Origin of the sequence: Amycolatopsis sp. NPDC051061, from assembly GCF_040682935.1 — a bacterium.
GTDB lineage: Bacteria > Actinomycetota > Actinomycetes > Mycobacteriales > Pseudonocardiaceae > Amycolatopsis.
In genome coordinates this window covers 76,607-93,317 of sequence record NZ_JBFBBZ010000019.1, presented here as the reverse complement: position 1 = coordinate 93,317, position 16,711 = coordinate 76,607, and the positions used below count along the sequence as shown (strand labels likewise).

Sequence of the window (16,711 nt, the reverse complement as noted above, 5' to 3'; positions counted from 1 at the left end):
GAGGCGCAACGGTTGAGCAACCAGCCGCGCCCGTGTCCGTGCGCGCTCTCCAGGCGGTGCTCGCGAGCCTTTCCTTCCCTCCCAGGCCATCCGGCCGCATTGACCCGTTCGGCTGAACGCCGTCCCGGGGACCGGTGACGCTCGCACCTCGGCGGCACCGGCGCGTCGTCATGCCGTTTTCGACGTCCCCAGTACGTCCACAGTGGACGATCCACTGTGGAGTGGAGTGTGCGGGTCGCGCCGAGCGGGTACTCCCCTCTCATGGATGCCCAGAACCTCGTCGTCATCGGCAGCGGCCCGGCCGGCGTGTCGGCGGCTCGCGCCTACCGGGAAGCGGGCGGAACGGGCCCGGTCCACCTGCTCACCGCGGACGCCGACCCGCCCTACGAACGTCCGCCGCTGTCGAAGGATTTCCTGCGTGGCGAGGCCGATCTTCCGCCGCTGGAGGAGGGCTTCCCCGCGAAGCACGAGGTCACCGTCACCCTGGGTGACCCGGTCACGGAACTGGGCGACGGCCGGGTCCGCACCGCCTCCGGCGCGGTCCACCGCTTCACCACCTGCGTGCTCGCCACCGGCTCCGAGCCGGTGCGACCCGGGATCCCGGGCGCCGATCACCCGGACGTCCGGACCCTCCGGTCGGCCGCCGACTCCCGCGAGCTGCGCGCGGCCGCGTCCGGGGTGCGCAGCGCGATCGTCGTCGGCGCCGGGTTCATCAGCTGCGAGGCCGCGGTCTCCCTCTCCCGGCTCGGGCTCCAGGTGACCATCATCTGCCCCGACGATGTCCCGCAGGAGAAACGCCTCGGCCGCGAAGCGGGCGGATTCCTCTTGCACTGGCTCAAATCCGAGGGCGTCAGCGTGCTTCGCGGCACGAAGCTGCTGTCGATCGAAGGCGGCTACCGGGTCCGCACCGACCTGGTGCCGATCCTCGACACGGGCCTCGTCGTGCTCGCGACCGGCGTCCGGCCCCGGGTCGAGCTGGCCGAAGCGGCCGGGCTCGCTGTCGAGCAGGGCCGGATCCGCACCGACGAGCACCTGCGCACGAGCGTGCCCGGCGTGCTCGCGGCGGGCGACGTCGCGCTCGCGTACAACCCGGCGGCCGGTCGCGCGCTGGCCGTCGAGCACTGGGGTGAGGGTCTCGCGATGGGCGAGGTGGCCGGGCGGACCGCGGCCGGCGAAGACGCCGTGTGGGACGAGGTGCCCGGGTTCTGGTCGGTGATCGGCGACCGCGTGCTGAAGTACGCCGCGTGGGGCGACGGCTTCGACAGCGCCCACCCGCTGCGGCGCGACGACGGCGGCTTCACGGTCTGGTACGAACGCGACGGCAAGGCGGTCGGCGTCCTCACCCGAGAAGCCGACGAGGACTACGAGCGGGGCCAGGAGCTGGTCCGGCGGGGCGACCCGGTGCCCGGGTCATAGCCAGTCCTTCTTCTTGAAGAGCGCGTACAGCCCCACCGAAAGCACGAGCACGACGACCGTCGAAGCCCAGAACCCGCTGGTCGCGCCGTAGCCGGGGTACGGGACGTTCTGGCCGTAGAACCCGGTCACGGCGGTGGGCACCGCGATCACCGCGGCCCACCCGGTGACCTTTTTCATGACCAGGTTCAGCCGGTTGCTCTGCAGGTTCAGCTGCGTCTCCCGGATCGTGGTGACCAGCTCCCGCAGTGCCTCGGTCTGCTCCGCGGCCTGCCGGGCGTGGTCGTGGACGTCCTCGAAGTAGGGGCGGGTCAGCTCGTCGGCCAGCCGCAGGTCCGGGCGCATCAGCGAGCTGATCACCTCACGCATCGGCAGCACCACCTTGCGCAGCGCGGTGAGGCTCTTGCGCAGCCGGAACGAGCGCCGCTGGAGCAGCGACTGGTCGGGCCGGTCGTCGAACACGAGGTCCTCGAGGGCTTCGACCTGCTCGTCGAGCGACTGCACGGCCTCGTACTGGCCGTCGACGACGAAGTCGAGCAGGCCGTGCGCCAGGAACGCGACGCCCGACTTCGCCAGCTCGGTGTTCTGATCCCACTGGCGCACGACCGCCTCGATGTCGAAGCCGTCGTCCTTGCGCACCGTCACCAGCGCCCGCCGCGTGAGGAACGCGGCCAGCTCGGACATCGCGACGTCCCCGGTGTCCGCGTCGAACCGGACGGCGTAGGCGGTCAGGAAGGCGTGCCCGTCGTAACGGTCGAGCTTGGGCCGCTGGCGCTCCTGGACGGCGTCCTCCACGGCGAGGTGGTGCAGGCCCAGCTCGTCGGCAAGCTCCGCCAAGTCCGCTTCGGACGGTTCGCAGAGGTCGACCCAGACGGCGGTGTCCGGTTCGGCCAGGAAGTCGGAGACGTCCGCGACGGGAAAGTCTTCCTTGTGCAGCACGCCGTCGCGGTAGGCCCGGGTTCTCGTCATGCCCCGGGGGTGCCCGGCGGGAAAGCATTCACACGCCCGCGTAACTCGCGGCAAAACGGGTACCCCATCTTGTGACCGCTCTGCTGGCGGAGACCCCGCCGAAACCCCTGCCGTCGCCGCGCACCGCCGCATCGGTCGGCGCCGAGCTGCGTTCCCTGCACGCCGCGGGCGAGCTCGACCTGCCGCTGCCGGGCGACTCACGGACCGCGGCCCGCTGGGCGGCGCTGGCCGCGTTCGGCCGCCGTGACCTGGCCCTGGCCCGGCTCGCCGAGGGCCACGCCGACGCCGTCGCGATCCTCGCCGAGGCGGGCCGCTCCCCCGCCGCGGGCGCGCTCTACGGCGTGTGGGCGGCGAAGTCCGGCGGCACCGGCGCGGTCCTGGAAGGCGGCGCGCTCACCGGGACGGTCCGGTTCTCTTCCGGGTTGTCCCTGCTGGAGCGCGCGCTCGTCGCCGCGGGCGACCGGCTGGTCGAGGTGGACCTCGCCGATCCCCGCGTCCGGCGGCACCCGGACGCGTGGCAGGCCGTCGGGATGGACGCCTCCGACAGCGGTGACGTGGTGTTCGAGGGCGTGCCCGGCACGCTCGTCGGACCGCCCGGCTGGTACGTGGCCCGGCCCGGGTTCGCGCTCGGCGGGGCCGGCGTCGCGGCCGTCTGGCTCGGCGGGGCCGCCGGCGTCCTCGACGGTGCGCTCGCCTACCTGCGCGACCGGGGTGCCGCGGACGAGCACCAGCTGGCCCACGTCGGCGCGATGCACACCGCGCTGGGCTGCGCGGAAGCCGTGCTCACGCTCGCCGCTTCCGGCGAGGTGGACGTCCTGGTCGCGGGCACCTGCCGCGCGGCGGCGGAACGCACCGCCGTCGAGATCCTCGAACGGGCGCTCAAGGTGACCGGGCCGACGCCGGCGTGCCGTGACCGGCGCTTCGCCCAGCGGATCGCCGACCTGCCGGTCTACGTCCGCCAGCACCACGCGGAACGCGATCTCGCCGCGCTCGGCCGCGCCGTCCTGGGCGCGGCATGACCCCGGGCGAGCTGCCGGACTGGCCGGAAGAGCCGTTCGAGCGTGCCCTCGTCGTCGCCGCGCACCCGGACGACGAGACGCTCGGGGCGAGCGGCCTCCTGCAGCGCCTGCACGCCGCCGGCACCGCGGTGACGCTCGTCGTGGCGACCGACGGCGAAGCGGCCTTCCCCGCCGCCGGTGCCGCGGAACGTCGAGAGCTGGCCAGGACGCGCCGGCACGAACTCGAGGATTCCGTGCGGGCGCAGGGGCTTTCCGCCGTTGAACCGGTGTGGCTCGGGTTACCGGATTCCGATCTGGCTTCCCACGGCGACGAGCTGACCTCGACGTTGCGCTCGCACGCGGACGGGCACGACCTGTGTCTGCTGCCCTGGCCGGACGATCCGCACCCCGACCACCGGGCGGCCGCGCGGGCCGCCCTCGCCGCGGCGCCGGTGTCCGCGCAGCGCTGGTCGTACCCGATCTGGCTCTGGCACCGGCTGAGTCTCGACGACCCGGCCATCCCGTGGCCCCGGGCGCGGTCACTGCGCCTCACGGAAGCGGAACGGGACGCCAAAGCCGCCGCGATCGCGACGTTCACCTCGCAGCTCAAGCCCGGTCCGCGGGGTGAGGAGCCGATCCTGCCGGAGGAGGTGCTGGCCCACTTCTCGCACGGCACCGAGACGTTCTTCCGCGAGCCGCCGCAGGCGTCGGCGCCGGTGAGCCGGTTCGCTTCGCTGTACGCCGCCGCGCAGGACCCGTGGTCGGTGGGGACGAAGTGGTACGAGCGGCGGAAGCGGGAGATGGTGCTGGCCTGCCTGCCCGACGAGCACTACGGCACGGTCGTCGAGCCCGCGTGCGGTGTCGGTGTGCTGACCCGCGACCTCGCCGCGCGCGCCGACCACGTGATCGCGTTCGACCCGGTGCCCGCGGCGGTGGAGCGCACGCGGGCGGCCGTCGCCGGTCTGTCCCATGTGGACGTCCACAAGGGATCGGCGCCGGGCGCGTTGCCGGCCGGGCCGGCCGACCTGCTGGTCTACAGCGAGCTTCTGTACTACTTGGACGATCAGGACCTCGACGCCACCATCGAGGCGTCGGCGGCGGCCCTGCGCCCCGGCGGGCACCTGCTGGCCGCGCACTGGCTCCCGTGGGCGCCCGAAGCGCCCCGCGACGGGCGGGACGCGCACGCGCGGCTGCTCGCCCACCCCGCGTTCGAGCCCCTGGTCGAGCACACCGACGAGCAGTTCCTGCTGCACGTCCTGAGGCGCCGGTGATCACGGCGGTGGGCGTCGTCGTTCCCGCGCGCGACGAAGCTTCGCTCGTCGGTGCGTGCGTACGCGCGTTGGACCTCGCGCTGCTGCGCCTGCCCGCCGGAGTCGCACGCGCGATCTGCGTCGTCGCGGACCGCTGCGGCGACGCGACGGCGTCCGTGGCCCGCGCGGCGTTCGGGGACGTGCCCGGCGTGGTCGTGGTCTCCCGGTCGGCGCGGACGGTCGGCGAGGTGCGCGACCTGGGGGCGGCCCGGGTCCGCGCTTTGCTGGGCGCACCGGCCGCGCGGACGTTGCTGCTGAGCACGGACGCCGACTCGCGCGTGACGCCGGGCTGGGCGCGGGCGCACCTGGCCCGGGCGCGCCAGGGCTATCACGCGATCGCGGGGACGGCGGAGCTGTCGGCGCCGTTCAGCACGTCGGCCCGGGCGCTTTCGCGCTACGACGACGTCCTCGATCGCGCGCGCACGACGGAGGGACACGGGTCGGTGTACGGCGCGAACCTGGGCGTGCGCGCGGACGCGTTCGACGTGGTGGGCGGCTTCGGCCCCCGCGCGACGGGCGAGGACCACGACCTGTGGCGCCGGCTCGGCCAGGCGGGCTTCCGCCGCTGCTACGAGTCGGGAGCGCCGGTGGTGACGAGCGCCCGGCTGCACGGCCGGGCCCCGGACGGCCTGGCGGCCCTGCTCCGCAGCCTGGCCGAGGACCCGGTCGCCTGACCGCCGCTCCCCACCGCCCGCCGGAATGTCTTGATGACTCATTCAGGTCTTCGACGGCCCTGAATGACTCATTCAAGACCTTTGGCCGGAGTTTGTAGAGGTCGTTCGTAGAGGTTGTCGCTGTCGCGCCCGGCCGTCCGCCGCGAAGATCGCTCCTGCCGCCACTCCCGATGAGAAGGGCACCGGTGAGAGCCGCCTGGACCACGCTTCTCGCCGCGCTCGTCGCGGCGTCCTTCTTCGCCGGGGTGCCGGCCGCCGCGGCGGACGAACAGACGCACGTCGTCCTCGTGGAGCGGGTTCGCGACACCGTCACCATCGTCTGCGCGCGACACGACGGCAAGATCACCTGCACCCGCGCGCACCGGGCCCGGCCCTACCTGACGGCCGTCGTCACAACCGGTCCAGCTCCGCTCGGACCGCGGCCGCGCGCTCCTCACCGCCGTACTCCCGCAGCAGCTCCAGCGCGTCCGTGAACTCCTCCCGCGCCCGGTCGCGGTCCGCGCGGCCCAGGTGCGCGCGGCCCAGCTCGGCCAGCGTCATCGCCTCGTACAGCCGGACCCCGGCCTCCCGCCACAGGTCCACGCTCCGGCTCAGCTCCTCGACCGCGACGTCGAACCGGCCCAGCTCCCGGTGCACGATCCCGATCCGCATCCGGCCGTACGCCATCCCGCGCACATCGCCGGTTTTCTCGCCGACGGCCACCGCGTCGGTCGCGTACGCGAGTTCGCGCGCGCGGTCGCCCTGGCGTCCGTACAACACCGCCAGGTTGACCAGGTTGAGCGTCTCGACGTGCCGCAGCCCGAGCGACCGGTTGAGCGCCAGGCTCCGCTCGCCGAAGCCGATGGCCGCGTCGACGTCGTCGCCGAGGCCGTACACGAAGCAGAGGTTGTTGAGGGTGCCCGCCAGCTGACGCTCGTCGCCGATCGCTTCCCAGTCCGCGAGGCTCCGGCGAAGGAACGCGTGCGACCGCCGGAAGCCGGCCGCTTCGCCGCCGCTCGCCAGCTCTGCTTCGGCGACGCCGAGGTCGTTGCGCAGCGTCGCGGCCGCCACCGGGTCGACGCCGTCGACCAGCTGCAGGGCCACCTCGTCGACCTGGATCGCGTCCCGCCAACGAGCCCGCGCGCGGTGGTATTCGTACAGGCCGAGCCCGACGGCCGCGATCGCCTCGGGCGGCACCCCGGGCGTGGCGGCGGCCTGTCGCACGACCGTGACGAGGTGCGCCTGGTGCCGGTCGAGCCAGGCGAACACCTCGTCCGCGGACGCCGGTCCGGCGGCCGCCCACCGTCCGCCCGCCCAGTCGTGCCGGTGCGACGCCGCCGAGACGAGCGCCATGCTCTGCCAGGCCATCGCCGCGCAAAGCTCAACGACGCGGGTGATCGCCGCCGCCCGCTCGCCCGTCGGCAACCGCGCCGCGTGCTCGCGCGCGTAGAGCCGGAGCAGGTCGTGCAGCCGGTACCACCCGGGGGCGGGCGTGGTCAGGAGGTGCTCGTCGGTGAGCCGCTCCAGCAGCGCCTCCGTGTCCCGCTCGGGCGCGTCGAGCAGCCGGCTCGCGACGGGCACCGACAGCTCCGGGACGTCGAGCAGCGACAGCAGCGGATACGCGCGGGCCGCGGTGTCGTCCAGCGCGCCGACGGCGAGCGCGAAACTGGTCCGGACACCCGTTTCGTCGAGCCGCCGGCGTTCGTCGTCGAGCCGGTGCGCGAGGTGGGCGACGGGCCAGCGCGGGCGGGTCGCCAGCCGCGCGCCGACCAGGTGCAGCGCCAGCGGCAGGTACCCGCACAGGCGCGCGACCGTCCGCGCGGCGGTGGGCTCGGCCGCGACGCGCTCGGGCCCGATTTCGGCCGCGAGCAGGCGCAGGGCGTCGGCCTCGGGCAGCACGTCCAGCAGCACCTGGTGTGCCTGCGGCAAGTCCGTCAGCGCGACGCGGCTGGTGACGATGGCCGCCGAGCCGCCGGCGCCGGGCAGCAGCGGCGCGACGTGCGCGGCGTCGCGGGCGTTGTCGAGCAGGAGCAGCACGCGCTTCGAAGCGAGCAACGTCCGGAAGCGGGCGGACGCGGATTCGAGCGACAACGGCTTCGGCGGCTCGCTCCCGAGCTCGCGGACGAGCCGGTCGAGCAGGTCCAGGGGATCCGGCGGGTCGGCGGCGTGTCCGCGCAGGTCCAGGTGCAGCGAGCCGTCGGGGAAGCGCCGGGCGAGGCGGTGGCCGGCTTCGAGGGCGAGCGCGGTCTTGCCGACGCCCGCCATCCCGGCGATCGCCACGACGACGCCGTGGCGGGGTTCGCCGAACAGCCCCAGGACCCGCTCGAGGTCGGCTTCCCGGCCGGTGAACGCGGCGATCCCGCCGGACAGCTCCCGCGGGACGGCGGTGGTCCCCGCCGGGCTTCCGGGCCGCGCGGCCGCGGCGGCGAACTCCGCGCGGTCGTCCCCGGCGAGGCCGAGGGCGTCGGCGAGCCGGTCGAGGGTTTCGCGGTGCGGGTAGCGGCGGTCGCCGCGTTCGAGCGCGCCGACGGCCTGGCCGCTGAGCCCGGACTTCTCGGCCAGCGCCTCCTGGGTCAGCTCCGCGGCGCGCCGAAGGCGGCGCAGCCGAGTGCCGAACGCATCCATGCCGCCCCTCCTCCCCCGGAAGAGGATCACATGCCGGAGCAGGCGGGCGCCAGGAGACGACTCGAGCGAGGTTCGCCGGACGCTCCGCCGGTGACCGGTCACGCGATCGACGATTGTCGCCGAAGATCGTATCGCTTATCGTATACGACACTGCTCCCCTCTCGATGCTGCGAGGTGACCCCGTGCCCGCCCCCACGACCCTCATCGCCCGCGACTTCACCGAGTTCCGTACCGCGGTCTCGCAGTCGTTCGTCCCCCTGCACGTCACCGACGGCGGTGACGGCTTCCGCGGCCGCATCCGCTCCTCGGGCGCCGACGGCGTGCAGGTCTCCGAAGTCACCGCGTCCCCGCACGTCGTCGAGCGCACGCCGGAACTGATCGCGCGCGGCGACCGGCGGTATTACAAGCTGAGCCTGGTCCTCGCCGGCACCAGCCTGCTCGTGCAGGACGACCGCCAAGCCGTCCTGCGCCCCGGTGACGTCGCCCTGTACGACACCCACCGCCCCTACTCGCTGGTGTTCGAAGAGGACTTCCGCACCCTCGTCGTGATGTTCCCGCAGCGTCTGATCGACCTGCCCCCCGAGCTCGTCGGCCGGCTCACCGCGGTGCGCATGTCGGGCAAGGAAGGCGTCGGCAACGTCGTCGTGCCGTTCCTCGCCCAGCTCGGCGGCAACCTCGAGCAACTCGCCGGACCGGCGGGCGCGCGGCTCGCCCACAGCGCCATCGACCTGCTCGGGACGCTGGTCGCCACCGAGCTGGACCTGGCGAACACCGACCCGCACCACGAGCTGATGCGCCGGATCCGCGCGCACATCGACGCCAACCTCCCTTCGGCCGACCTCGGCCCGGCGCGGATCGCCGCCGAACACTTCATCTCCACGCGGCACCTCCACGGCCTCTTCCAGGAGCAGGGCACCACCGTCGCCGGCTGGATCCGCACGCGGCGGCTCGAGCGCTGCCGCCGCGACCTGCTCGACCCGGTGCACGCCGGCCGCCCGGTCGCGGCCATCGCCGCACGCTGGGGGTTCGTCGACGCCGCGCACTTCAGCCGGGTCTTCAAGAGCGCGTTCGGCCGCGCGCCGAGCGAGCTGCGCCGTGAGTTGACCGTCAGCGACCGGTAGTTGCCCCGCAGCGCGTGACCGCTCGCCGGGCGGGCCGCGCCGCCCGACGATGAGGCCATGCCCGAAGCCCCCACCGACGGCTGGCGCACCTACGACGAGTTCGCCGCCGGGATCGCCACCTACCGCCTGCCGAACGCCGACCTCACCGGCCGGGACGTCACGATCACCCTCGACGACGGCGAAGTCCTCGCCCTGAGCTTCCAGGACGCCGAGCACGTCGTGTGCAACGGCGTCGAGGACCCGTACGACGCGGTCGCTGTGCGCGACGACGTCTACTTCGTGAACCTGCCGCTCACCAGCGTCGAGGGCGAAGCGCTGACCGTCGTGTACTCGACGACGTCCCATCGCGCGCTCGCCGTCCGCTCGGTGATCGGCGCGGAAGACGTCGTTCCCCGTGTCTCGCAGCGATTCGCGTCCGGCAGCACCGACGGCGGCATTCCATCCGGCAGCGCGCCCGGGCCGTCGCGCGACCTCATCGGCAAGCGCAACCTCTACCGCTACAGCCCCGAGCACCTCTACGAGCACGTCTACGTCTCGTCGGAGCGCTACGCGTGGCAGTGCCTCGAAGGCGTCCAACGCGGCCACGGCGACATGGACCTCTCGACGGTGTGGAAGTTCGCCGACGGCCTCTACCTGTTCTGCTTCCGGGAGTTCCGGATCGCCGTGGCGAGCGTGTGGCTGCACGACCTCGGCTACGCACTGCGCACCACCGGCGTCTTCCTCGGCCTCACCGGCGAGGGCCGGTCCGAGCATTCCCGCGCCGGCGGGCACATCTACCCGCTGGGCTCGGTCGGCTACCCCGACGCCCAACCCGTCTGAAGGAGACCGTGTGTCCACTGTGGACGTGATCCGCGCGCACTACGCCGCCAGCGACCGGGGCGACCTGCCCGGCATGCTCGCCCCGCTCGGCCCGAAGACGACCTGGACGGAGGCCGCGGGCTTCCCCTACGCCGGCACGTACACCGGTCCCGAAGAGGTGCGCCGCCACGTTTTCGAGGCGATCGGGCGGGACTGGGACGGCTACCGCTTCACCCTCGCCGACCTCCTCGACGCCGGGGACACCGTCGTCGGCGTCGGCACCTACACCGGCACCCACCGCCGGACCGGCCGGTCGTTCACCGCCCGCGTCGCGCACCTGTGGCGCTTCGACGGCGGCGAGGTCGTCTCCTTCGAGCAGATCGTCGACTCCGCGCCCGTCGTGGCCGCGGCCCGGGAGCAATCATGAGAAAGATCTTCCCCACGCTGGCGATCGCCGCCCTCCTCACCGCCGGCTGCGCCGGGTCCGAAGCCGGCGCGGACCGCCCGATCGTCGTCGGCTCGGTGAACGCGCTGAGCGGCGCGGCGACCTTCCCGGAGGCTTCGCAGGCGGCCAAGGCCGTGTTCGACGCGGCCAACGCGGCCGGCGGCGTCAACGGCCGCAAGATCGAGTACAAGGCGATCGACGACAAGGGCGACCCGGCGGCGGCCGCGGCCGCCGCCCGAGAGGTGGTCGGGGGTGACGAGGCCGTCGCGCTCGTCGGGTCGTCGAGCCTCATCGAGTGCGAGATCAACGCGAAGTACTACGAGCAGCAGAAGATCCTGTCCGTGCAGGGCGTCGGCGTCGACCCGGCGTGCTTCTCCAGCCCGAACATCGCGCCGGTCAACGTCGGGCCGTTCCACGACATGACGCTCACCCTGCTCTACGGCTCCGAAACGCTGAAGCTGAACGACATCTGCGCGCTGCTGGAGATCGCGGGCAACACGCTCCCGGCGTACCGGGCCGCGATCGACGAATGGACGAAGATCACCGGCAAGAAGCTGAAGTACGTCGACGCGACCGTGCCCTACGGCGGTTCCGACTACACCTCCTACGTCGTCAAGGCGCGGGCGGCGGGTTGCAAGGCGATCACCGTCAACCCGGTCGAGCCCGACTCGATCGGCCAGCTCAAGGCCGCGCAGGCGCAGGGCTGGAACGACGTCACCTGGCTGCTGCTGACCAGCGTCTACAGCGAGAACTACGCCAAGGCGATCGCGAACGCCGGCGCCGGCGTGTACGTGCCGGCCGAGTTCTACCCGTTCACCGACGCCGGCAGCCCGCAGACCAAGGACTGGCGCGACCTCATGACGAAGAACAAGATCCCGCTCACGTCGTTCAGCCAGGGCGGCTACCTGGCGGCGAAGTACTTCCTGGACGTTCTTCGCGGGATCAAGGGTGACGTCACGCGCGAGTCGGTGACCAAGGCGCTGCGCGAGATGAAACCGGTCAGTGATCCGATGGTCGGGACGCCGTACGTGTTCGGGCCCGCGCAGGCGCACCACGACAACACCGCGGGCTGGCCGATCAAGCTGGCCTCCGGGACGAACAAGTGGGAGCTGGCCAGGCAGGACTGGCTCCGGATCCCCCGGTCCTAGGAGGACGTTCATGCTGCAGGGCGCTCTGGCCGGTCTCGCCGCCGGCGGGCTCTACGCGGTGCTCGCGGTGTGCCTGACGCTGATGTCGCGCCTGGTGCGCGTGGTCAACTTCGCGCAGTCCGCCACCGGGATGTTCGGCTGTTACGTCGCGGTGTTCCTCGCCGTCCACTGGGGACTCCCGGAATGGCTGGCGACCGTGGCGGGGATCGTGCTCGGTGGCGCGCTGAGCGCGGTCCTCGGCTGGATCGTGTCGACCTGGCTCGCCGAGGCCGACACCGGGACGCGGTCGGCGGTGACCGTCGCGGTGCTCCTGCTGCTGATCTCGCTGGCGTTCATCCTGTTCGGGAACAAGCCGCAGCCGTTCCACCCGCTGCTGGCCGGGCCGGCGTTCACCGTCGGCGGCGTGGTGATCAGCCAGGTCACGGTGGTCACCGTCGCGCTGGCCGTGCTGGTGGCGCTCGGCTGCCGGACGGTGCTGACCCGCACGACGCTCGGCGTCCGGCTGCGCGCGCTGTCCGAGCGGCCGACGACGGCGGAGCTGCTGGGCATCCCGGCGCGGCCGCTGTCGGTCGGCGTCTGGACGGCGACCGGCGTGCTCGCCACGCTCGCCGTCTCGATCGTCGCGCCGTCGCAGTCGAACGACCCGACGTCGCTGGCGATGCTCGTCGTCCCGGCGGCCGCGGCCGCGCTGCTCGGCGGCTTCCGGCGCCTGGACCTGGCCGTGGCCGGTGGCCTCGTCCTCGGCATGGCGCAGGGCGCGGTCGCCCAGTCCGACCGGCTGTCGGTGCTGCGGTACTTCCTCCCGTTCCTGGTCATCGTGGCGCTGCTGCTGTGGACGCAGCGCAAGGAGGTGTGGGATGCGGCTCGCTGAGCGGTTCCTGCCGTTCATGGTCGCGGCCGCGGCGGTGGCGATCGGCTACGCGCTGAGCGTCGGGCTGGCCGGGTACTTCGTCTACCTCGGCGTCAGCGCCGTCGTCGCGGCGATCGCCCTGCTCGGGCTCGGCGTCGTGACCGGCACCGCCGGGATGGTCTCGCTGTGCCAGCTCACCTTCGGCGCGGTGGGCGCGTTCGTCGTCTCGGCGTGCAACGTCGCGGGCGTGCCCGGCGGGTTCGTCGTGTGGCTGGTCCTGGGCGGCTTGGCCGCCGCCGTGGCCGGGGTGCTCGTCGGGCTGCCCGCGCTGCGGCTGCGCGGCATCACCCTCGCCGTCGTCACCCTCGGGCTCGCCGCGGCCGCCGACCTGACGCTGGTGCAGATCCAGTTCCCCGGCGCCACGGAAGGGCTCTCGGTCGAGCGGCCGGAAGCGTTCTCCGACGATCGGTCGTACTTCCTGTTCGCGGTGCTGGTCCTGGTCGCCTGCGGGCTGCTGGTGCACTTCCTGCGCCGCGGCCGCTGGGGCAGCAGCTGGCACCTCGTCGCGTTCTCCGAGCGCGGCACCGCGGCGGTCGGCGCCGGCGTGCGGACGTCGAAGCTGACGGCGTTCGCGGTCAGCGCCGCGCTCGGCGGCATCAGCGGCGGCCTGCTCACCGGCCAGGTCGGCCTCGCGTTCCCGGCGAGCTTCACCGCGATCCAGTCCCTCGCGCTGTATGTGCTGGCCATCATGTCCGGCGCGCACCTGATCGACATGGCGGTGTTCGGGGCGCTGCTCTGGGTCGCGGTGCCGGAGCTGCTGAAACGCTGGGGCGTGCCGCAGGACTGGGGGTTCGTGATCTTCGGCGTGCTCGGCATCCAGGCCTTGGCCGGCCGCGGCAACCTCGGGACGGCCGTGCGGAACCTCTCCTACCGGCGCCGGGCTCGCGGGCCGGCCGGCGTCGGGCTCACCGACGTCGAGGAGATCTCGCCGCTGCCGCCGGGCGAACCGGTACTGGAGGTGCGCGGGCTGAGCGTCCACTTCGGTCACGTGCGTGCCCTGTCCGAAGTGGACATCTCGGTGCCCGAACACGGCATCCTCGGGGTGATCGGGCCGAACGGCGCCGGAAAGTCCACTTTGGTCGACGTCGTCAGCGGCTTCCTGCCGCGGGCGACCGGGACGGTGACGCTGGACGGCCGTCCGCTGACCGGCTCGCCCACCCGCCGGGCCCGGCGCGGGCTGCGGCGGACGTTCCAGCAGGACCGCGTCCCTCCCGGACTGACAGTCGGCGCGTACGTCCGGTTCGTCGCCCGGCGGCGGCTCGGCTCCCCGGAGATCGCCGACGCGCTGGAGTTCTTCGGCTGCCCGTCGGCGCGGACGCCGCTGTCCCGGGTGGACGCCGGCGCGCGGCGGCTCGTCGAGGTCGTCGGTCACCTCCTGGCCCGGCCGCGGGTGCTGCTGCTCGACGAGCCGGCGGCCGGCCTGCCGCACGAGGAGCACGTCGCGTTCGGGCGGCGGCTGCGGCAGGTGCCGGCCCGGTTCGGGGTGTCGGTGCTGCTCATCGAGCACGACCTCGACCTCGTGCGGTCGGTGTGCGACCGCCTGACGGTGCTCGACTTCGGCGAGGTCCTGGCGAGCGGCCCGCAGGCCGACGTGCTGGCCGACCCGGCGGTCCTCAAGGCGTACATGGGCGAAACGGAGCTGCTGTGACGGCGTTGCGAGTCGACGGGCTGACGGTGAAGCGCGGCGCGGGCCCGGTGATCCGGGACGTCGGGTTCACGCTGGAACCGGGCCGGATCACCGCGCTGGTCGGACCGAACGGCGCCGGCAAGACGAGCCTCCTGGAGGCCGTGTCGGGCGTGCTGCCCTGTGCTTCCGGCCGGGTGCACGTCGGCGGCGTCGACGTCACCCGGCATTCGCGGGTGGCGCGGGCGCGGCTCGGGCTGGCGCACATCGAGCAGGGGCGGGCGGTGTTCCCCGGGCTGACGGTGCTGGAGAACCTCCGCCTGACCGCGCGCACCCCCGCCCGGCTCGACGCCGTGCTTTCTCTCTTTCCCGAACTCGACAAGCGCCGCGACTCCCCCGCGGCGCTGCTGTCGGGCGGCGAGCAGCAGATGGTGGTGCTCGCGCGGGCGTTCGCGGCGCGCCCGGCGTTCCTGCTCATCGACGAGATGTCGCTGGGGCTGGCGCCGGTGGTGTTCACGCGCCTGCTGCCGGTGGTGACGCGGTTCGCGGCCGAGGGAGCGGCGATCCTGCTGGTGGAGCAGTTCACGCACCTGGCGCTGGGGGTGGCGCAGGAGGCGCTGGTGGTGTCGTCGGGCCGGGTGACGTACTCGGGCGACGCGCAGGCGTTGCTGGACTCCCCCGCGACCCTGCACGCGGCCTACCTGGGGTCGTGAGTCACAGGCCGGCGCGCTCGAAGGCCAGCGTCGGGAGGTCCACCGCGTGGGCACCGCCGTCGGCGACCAGGACCGCGCCCGTGATGTACGACGACTCCGGCGAGCCCAGGAACCGGACCACGGCCGCGATCTCCTCGGGCTCGGCCGCGCGGCGCAGCGGGACCTCCGCCGTCACCCGGCGGTAGCCTTCGTCGTGGCCGCCCGTGAAGCCGGCCGCCGCCGCGAACTGGTCCATCTCCGCGTCCGCCATCGGCGTGCGGACCCAGCCGGGGCACACGGCGTTCGCCCGCACCCCGCGCGGCCCGAAGTCGCGGGCGATCGAGCGGGTCAGGCCGATCAGCGCGTGCTTCGCGACCGTGTAGCCGGCGACGTTCGGCCCGGCGAACAGCCCCGCGAGCGACGACACCACCACGACCTGCCCGCCCGTCTCGACCAGCGACGGCAGTGCGGCCCGGCAGAGCACGAACGCGCTCGACAGGTTCGAGCGCAGCGCGAGCTCCCACTCGTCGTCGCCGGTGTCGACGACCGAGGACAGGCCGTGCCCGCCGGCGTTGGCGACGACGACGTCCAGCCGCCCGTGGCGGCCGACGATCTCGGCGACCGCGCGCTCGGCGTCGTCGCGCACGCTCGCGTCGCAGGTGATCACGTGCGCGCCGGTCTCCGCGGCGACCTTCTCCAGCGGCTCGCGACGCCGTCCCAGCACGACGACCCGCGCGCCTTCGCCCGAGTAGCGCCGGGCGACGGCCGCGCCGATGCCGGTGCCGCCGCCGGTGACCGCGACGACCCTGTGCGTTGTGTCCACTGTGGATCCTTTCCTAGGCGGGGAACGCCGAGCGGGCCGACATCCCGAAGTCGGCCAGCAGGGCTTGGCCGTCGACCGGCCGGGAGGCGGGGGACGCGAGGAACAGCACCTGCCGGGCGACGTCGCCGGCCTGCTGCACGGGAAACGCCGGGTCGTCGAGGACGTCCCCCAGGTCGGCGCGGGCCACGCCAGGTCCGGGCGCCCGGTCGATCACCCGGACCCGGGCGCCTTCGGCCTGGAACGCCTGCGCGCAGGCCAAGCCGATGCCGGACGCCCCGCCGGTCACCAGGACGGCCTTGCCGGCGAGATCGGTTCGCATGGGCTCATCCTCACCGCCGGCGCCGCCGCGCGGGTTGGCGTCGAGCGCACCGTTGTTGTCCGCGCCCGCACGGGCGGTTCCCCGCGGGCCGGCACGAGCCGAGACTGACCGGCGTGACGACGCTTTCCGACACCTCCAGGTGGCTCCCCCTCGACGACCTCGCTCCCGGATTCGACGCGAACAAGGCCCCCGTGGCCGGCGACCTGGACGACCGCGAGTTCGTCCTGCGCGATGCCGACGGACCGGTCTTCACCTGGAACGGCTCGGCACCCGGCGAGACGTTTCTCGTCGACGACGGGTTGTACTACGTCCAGCTCGACCCCGGCGGCGCTCGCGAAGCCGTATCGCTGGTCCTCGACGTGCGCGACGGCCGTGCCCTGGTCGTCACGACCCGGATCGGCAACGCCGGCACCCCGCGCGTCACCCAGGAATTCCGGCCCGCCACGATCGACGGCATCGAGGCGCGGGGCGAGCCGATGGCACCCAGCACCGCGCTGATCGGGCGCCGCGTGCTGTGGGTGTACAGCCCCGAGCACGCCTACGAACACGTCTACCTCAGCCCGCACTGGTACACGTGGCAGTGCCTGGCCGGGCCCGAGCGCGGGCTCGCCGACACCGACGAGAACACCGTGTACCGGGTGCGGCCCGGCATCCACGTCTTCACCTGGCGGGAGAAGGTCATCCCGTGCGCGTCGGTGACGGTCGCCGACCACCGCGACGCCCGCAGCCTGCGCTCCCACGGTGTCCTCTTCGGACTCGACGCGACCGGCGAGCGGCCGACGCACTTCACCTTCGGCGCGCACGGCCGTCTGCTGAGCACCACCGTCCATCCCGGACACCTCGACCCGGCGGAGAGCTGACCC

16 protein-coding genes are annotated in these 16,711 nt (G+C 73.5%); 12 read left to right on the top strand and 4 right to left on the bottom strand.

Features of this window, described 5'->3' with window-relative positions:
• Positions 1-261 precede the first annotated feature (261 nt).
• A complete protein-coding gene (locus AB0N03_RS25515) occupies positions 262-1,416 on the top strand; it encodes an FAD-dependent oxidoreductase (protein ID WP_364376524.1) in 1,155 nt (384 codons plus the stop codon).
• Here the strand turns inward: AB0N03_RS25515 and AB0N03_RS25510 are convergent.
• A complete protein-coding gene (locus AB0N03_RS25510) occupies positions 1,411-2,382 on the bottom strand; it encodes a magnesium transporter CorA family protein (protein WP_364376521.1) in 972 nt (323 codons plus the stop codon). The genes AB0N03_RS25515 and AB0N03_RS25510 overlap by 6 nt on opposite strands.
• A 71-nt stretch (positions 2,383-2,453) precedes the next feature.
• Between AB0N03_RS25510 and AB0N03_RS25505 the strand changes: the two genes are divergently transcribed.
• The 3 genes from AB0N03_RS25505 to AB0N03_RS25495 are packed head-to-tail and all read left to right on the top strand — an operon-like array spanning position 2,454 to position 5,364.
• The gene (locus AB0N03_RS25505) at positions 2,454-3,401 is read left to right on the top strand and encodes an acyl-CoA dehydrogenase family protein (RefSeq protein WP_364376518.1); all 948 of its coding nucleotides are present in this window, start codon (positions 2,454-2,456) and stop codon (positions 3,399-3,401) included.
• Positions 3,398-4,651: a bifunctional PIG-L family deacetylase/class I SAM-dependent methyltransferase gene (locus tag AB0N03_RS25500; protein WP_364376515.1), complete on the top strand. Its 1,254-nt coding sequence runs from the start codon at positions 3,398-3,400 to the stop codon at positions 4,649-4,651. Before AB0N03_RS25505 ends, AB0N03_RS25500 begins: the two co-directional genes overlap by 4 nt.
• Positions 4,648-5,364: a glycosyltransferase gene (locus tag AB0N03_RS25495; protein WP_364376512.1), complete on the top strand. Its 717-nt coding sequence runs from the start codon at positions 4,648-4,650 to the stop codon at positions 5,362-5,364. Before AB0N03_RS25500 ends, AB0N03_RS25495 begins: the two co-directional genes overlap by 4 nt.
• 390 nt (positions 5,365-5,754) lie before the next feature.
• Here AB0N03_RS25495 and AB0N03_RS25490 read toward each other — a convergent pair whose 3' ends face one another.
• Positions 5,755-7,968 (bottom strand): tetratricopeptide repeat protein, encoded by a 2,214-nt coding sequence (locus AB0N03_RS25490; RefSeq protein ID WP_364376510.1) that lies wholly within the window; start codon positions 7,966-7,968, stop codon positions 5,755-5,757.
• A 164-nt stretch (positions 7,969-8,132) separates the two neighbouring features.
• On the opposite strand from AB0N03_RS25490, the gene AB0N03_RS25485 reads away from it, so the two are divergent.
• The 7 genes from AB0N03_RS25485 to AB0N03_RS25455 are packed head-to-tail and all read left to right on the top strand — an operon-like array spanning position 8,133 to position 14,727.
• On the top strand, positions 8,133-9,089 hold the full coding sequence (locus AB0N03_RS25485) for a helix-turn-helix domain-containing protein (protein WP_364376507.1): 957 nt from the start codon (positions 8,133-8,135) through the stop codon (positions 9,087-9,089).
• A gap of 57 nt (positions 9,090-9,146) precedes the next feature.
• The gene (locus AB0N03_RS25480) at positions 9,147-9,908 is read left to right on the top strand and encodes a MoaF C-terminal domain-containing protein (protein ID WP_364376504.1); all 762 of its coding nucleotides are present in this window, start codon (positions 9,147-9,149) and stop codon (positions 9,906-9,908) included.
• Between the two features lie 10 nt (positions 9,909-9,918).
• The gene (locus tag AB0N03_RS25475; RefSeq protein WP_364376501.1) at positions 9,919-10,314 is read left to right on the top strand and encodes a nuclear transport factor 2 family protein; all 396 of its coding nucleotides are present in this window, start codon (positions 9,919-9,921) and stop codon (positions 10,312-10,314) included.
• Positions 10,311-11,480 carry an ABC transporter substrate-binding protein gene (locus tag AB0N03_RS25470; protein ID WP_364376498.1) on the top strand — a complete coding sequence of 390 codons (1,170 nt, stop codon included), beginning with the start codon at positions 10,311-10,313 and terminating at the stop codon, positions 11,478-11,480. Before AB0N03_RS25475 ends, AB0N03_RS25470 begins: the two co-directional genes overlap by 4 nt.
• Before the next feature lie 10 nt (positions 11,481-11,490).
• Complete coding sequence (locus tag AB0N03_RS25465; RefSeq protein ID WP_364376495.1) at positions 11,491-12,351, top strand: branched-chain amino acid ABC transporter permease; 861 nt, start codon at positions 11,491-11,493, stop codon at positions 12,349-12,351.
• On the top strand, positions 12,338-14,038 hold the full coding sequence (locus AB0N03_RS25460) for an ATP-binding cassette domain-containing protein (protein ID WP_364376492.1): 1,701 nt from the start codon (positions 12,338-12,340) through the stop codon (positions 14,036-14,038). Before AB0N03_RS25465 ends, AB0N03_RS25460 begins: the two co-directional genes overlap by 14 nt.
• Positions 14,035-14,727, top strand: a complete 693-nt coding sequence (locus tag AB0N03_RS25455; protein WP_364376489.1) for an ATP-binding cassette domain-containing protein — start codon at positions 14,035-14,037, stop codon at positions 14,725-14,727. Before AB0N03_RS25460 ends, AB0N03_RS25455 begins: the two co-directional genes overlap by 4 nt.
• 1 nt (position 14,728) lies before the next feature.
• Here AB0N03_RS25455 and AB0N03_RS25450 read toward each other — a convergent pair whose 3' ends face one another.
• On the bottom strand, positions 14,729-15,529 hold the full coding sequence (locus AB0N03_RS25450; protein WP_364376486.1) for an SDR family oxidoreductase: 801 nt from the start codon (positions 15,527-15,529) through the stop codon (positions 14,729-14,731).
• 13 nt (positions 15,530-15,542) lie between these two features.
• Positions 15,543-15,848, bottom strand: a complete 306-nt coding sequence (locus tag AB0N03_RS25445; protein WP_364376483.1) for an SDR family NAD(P)-dependent oxidoreductase — start codon at positions 15,846-15,848, stop codon at positions 15,543-15,545.
• 113 nt (positions 15,849-15,961) lie between these two features.
• Here AB0N03_RS25445 and AB0N03_RS25440 point away from each other — a divergent pair, with 113 nt between their 5' ends.
• A complete protein-coding gene (locus AB0N03_RS25440; RefSeq protein ID WP_364376480.1) occupies positions 15,962-16,708 on the top strand; it encodes a MoaF C-terminal domain-containing protein in 747 nt (248 codons plus the stop codon).
• The last annotated feature ends 3 nt before the right edge of the window (positions 16,709-16,711 follow it).

What these genes read in the sequence shown, in the direction of transcription:
- AB0N03_RS25515 (WP_364376524.1), top strand. Translation starts at nt 262, where the DNA reads ATGGATGCCCAGAACCTCGTCGTCATCGGCAGCGGCCCGGCCGGCGTG.
- AB0N03_RS25510 (WP_364376521.1), bottom strand. Translation starts at nt 2,382, where the DNA reads ATGACGAGAACCCGGGCCTACCGCGACGGCGTGCTGCACAAGGAAGAC.
- AB0N03_RS25500 (WP_364376515.1), top strand. Translation starts at nt 3,398, where the DNA reads ATGACCCCGGGCGAGCTGCCGGACTGGCCGGAAGAGCCGTTCGAGCGT.
- AB0N03_RS25490 (WP_364376510.1), bottom strand. Translation starts at nt 7,968, where the DNA reads ATGGATGCGTTCGGCACTCGGCTGCGCCGCCTTCGGCGCGCCGCGGAG.
- AB0N03_RS25485 (WP_364376507.1), top strand. Translation starts at nt 8,133, where the DNA reads ATGCTGCGAGGTGACCCCGTGCCCGCCCCCACGACCCTCATCGCCCGC.
- AB0N03_RS25480 (WP_364376504.1), top strand. Translation starts at nt 9,147, where the DNA reads ATGCCCGAAGCCCCCACCGACGGCTGGCGCACCTACGACGAGTTCGCC.
- AB0N03_RS25470 (WP_364376498.1), top strand. Translation starts at nt 10,311, where the DNA reads ATGAGAAAGATCTTCCCCACGCTGGCGATCGCCGCCCTCCTCACCGCC.
- AB0N03_RS25465 (WP_364376495.1), top strand. Translation starts at nt 11,491, where the DNA reads ATGCTGCAGGGCGCTCTGGCCGGTCTCGCCGCCGGCGGGCTCTACGCG.
- AB0N03_RS25460 (WP_364376492.1), top strand. Translation starts at nt 12,338, where the DNA reads ATGCGGCTCGCTGAGCGGTTCCTGCCGTTCATGGTCGCGGCCGCGGCG.
- AB0N03_RS25445 (WP_364376483.1), bottom strand. Translation starts at nt 15,848, where the DNA reads ATGCGAACCGATCTCGCCGGCAAGGCCGTCCTGGTGACCGGCGGGGCG.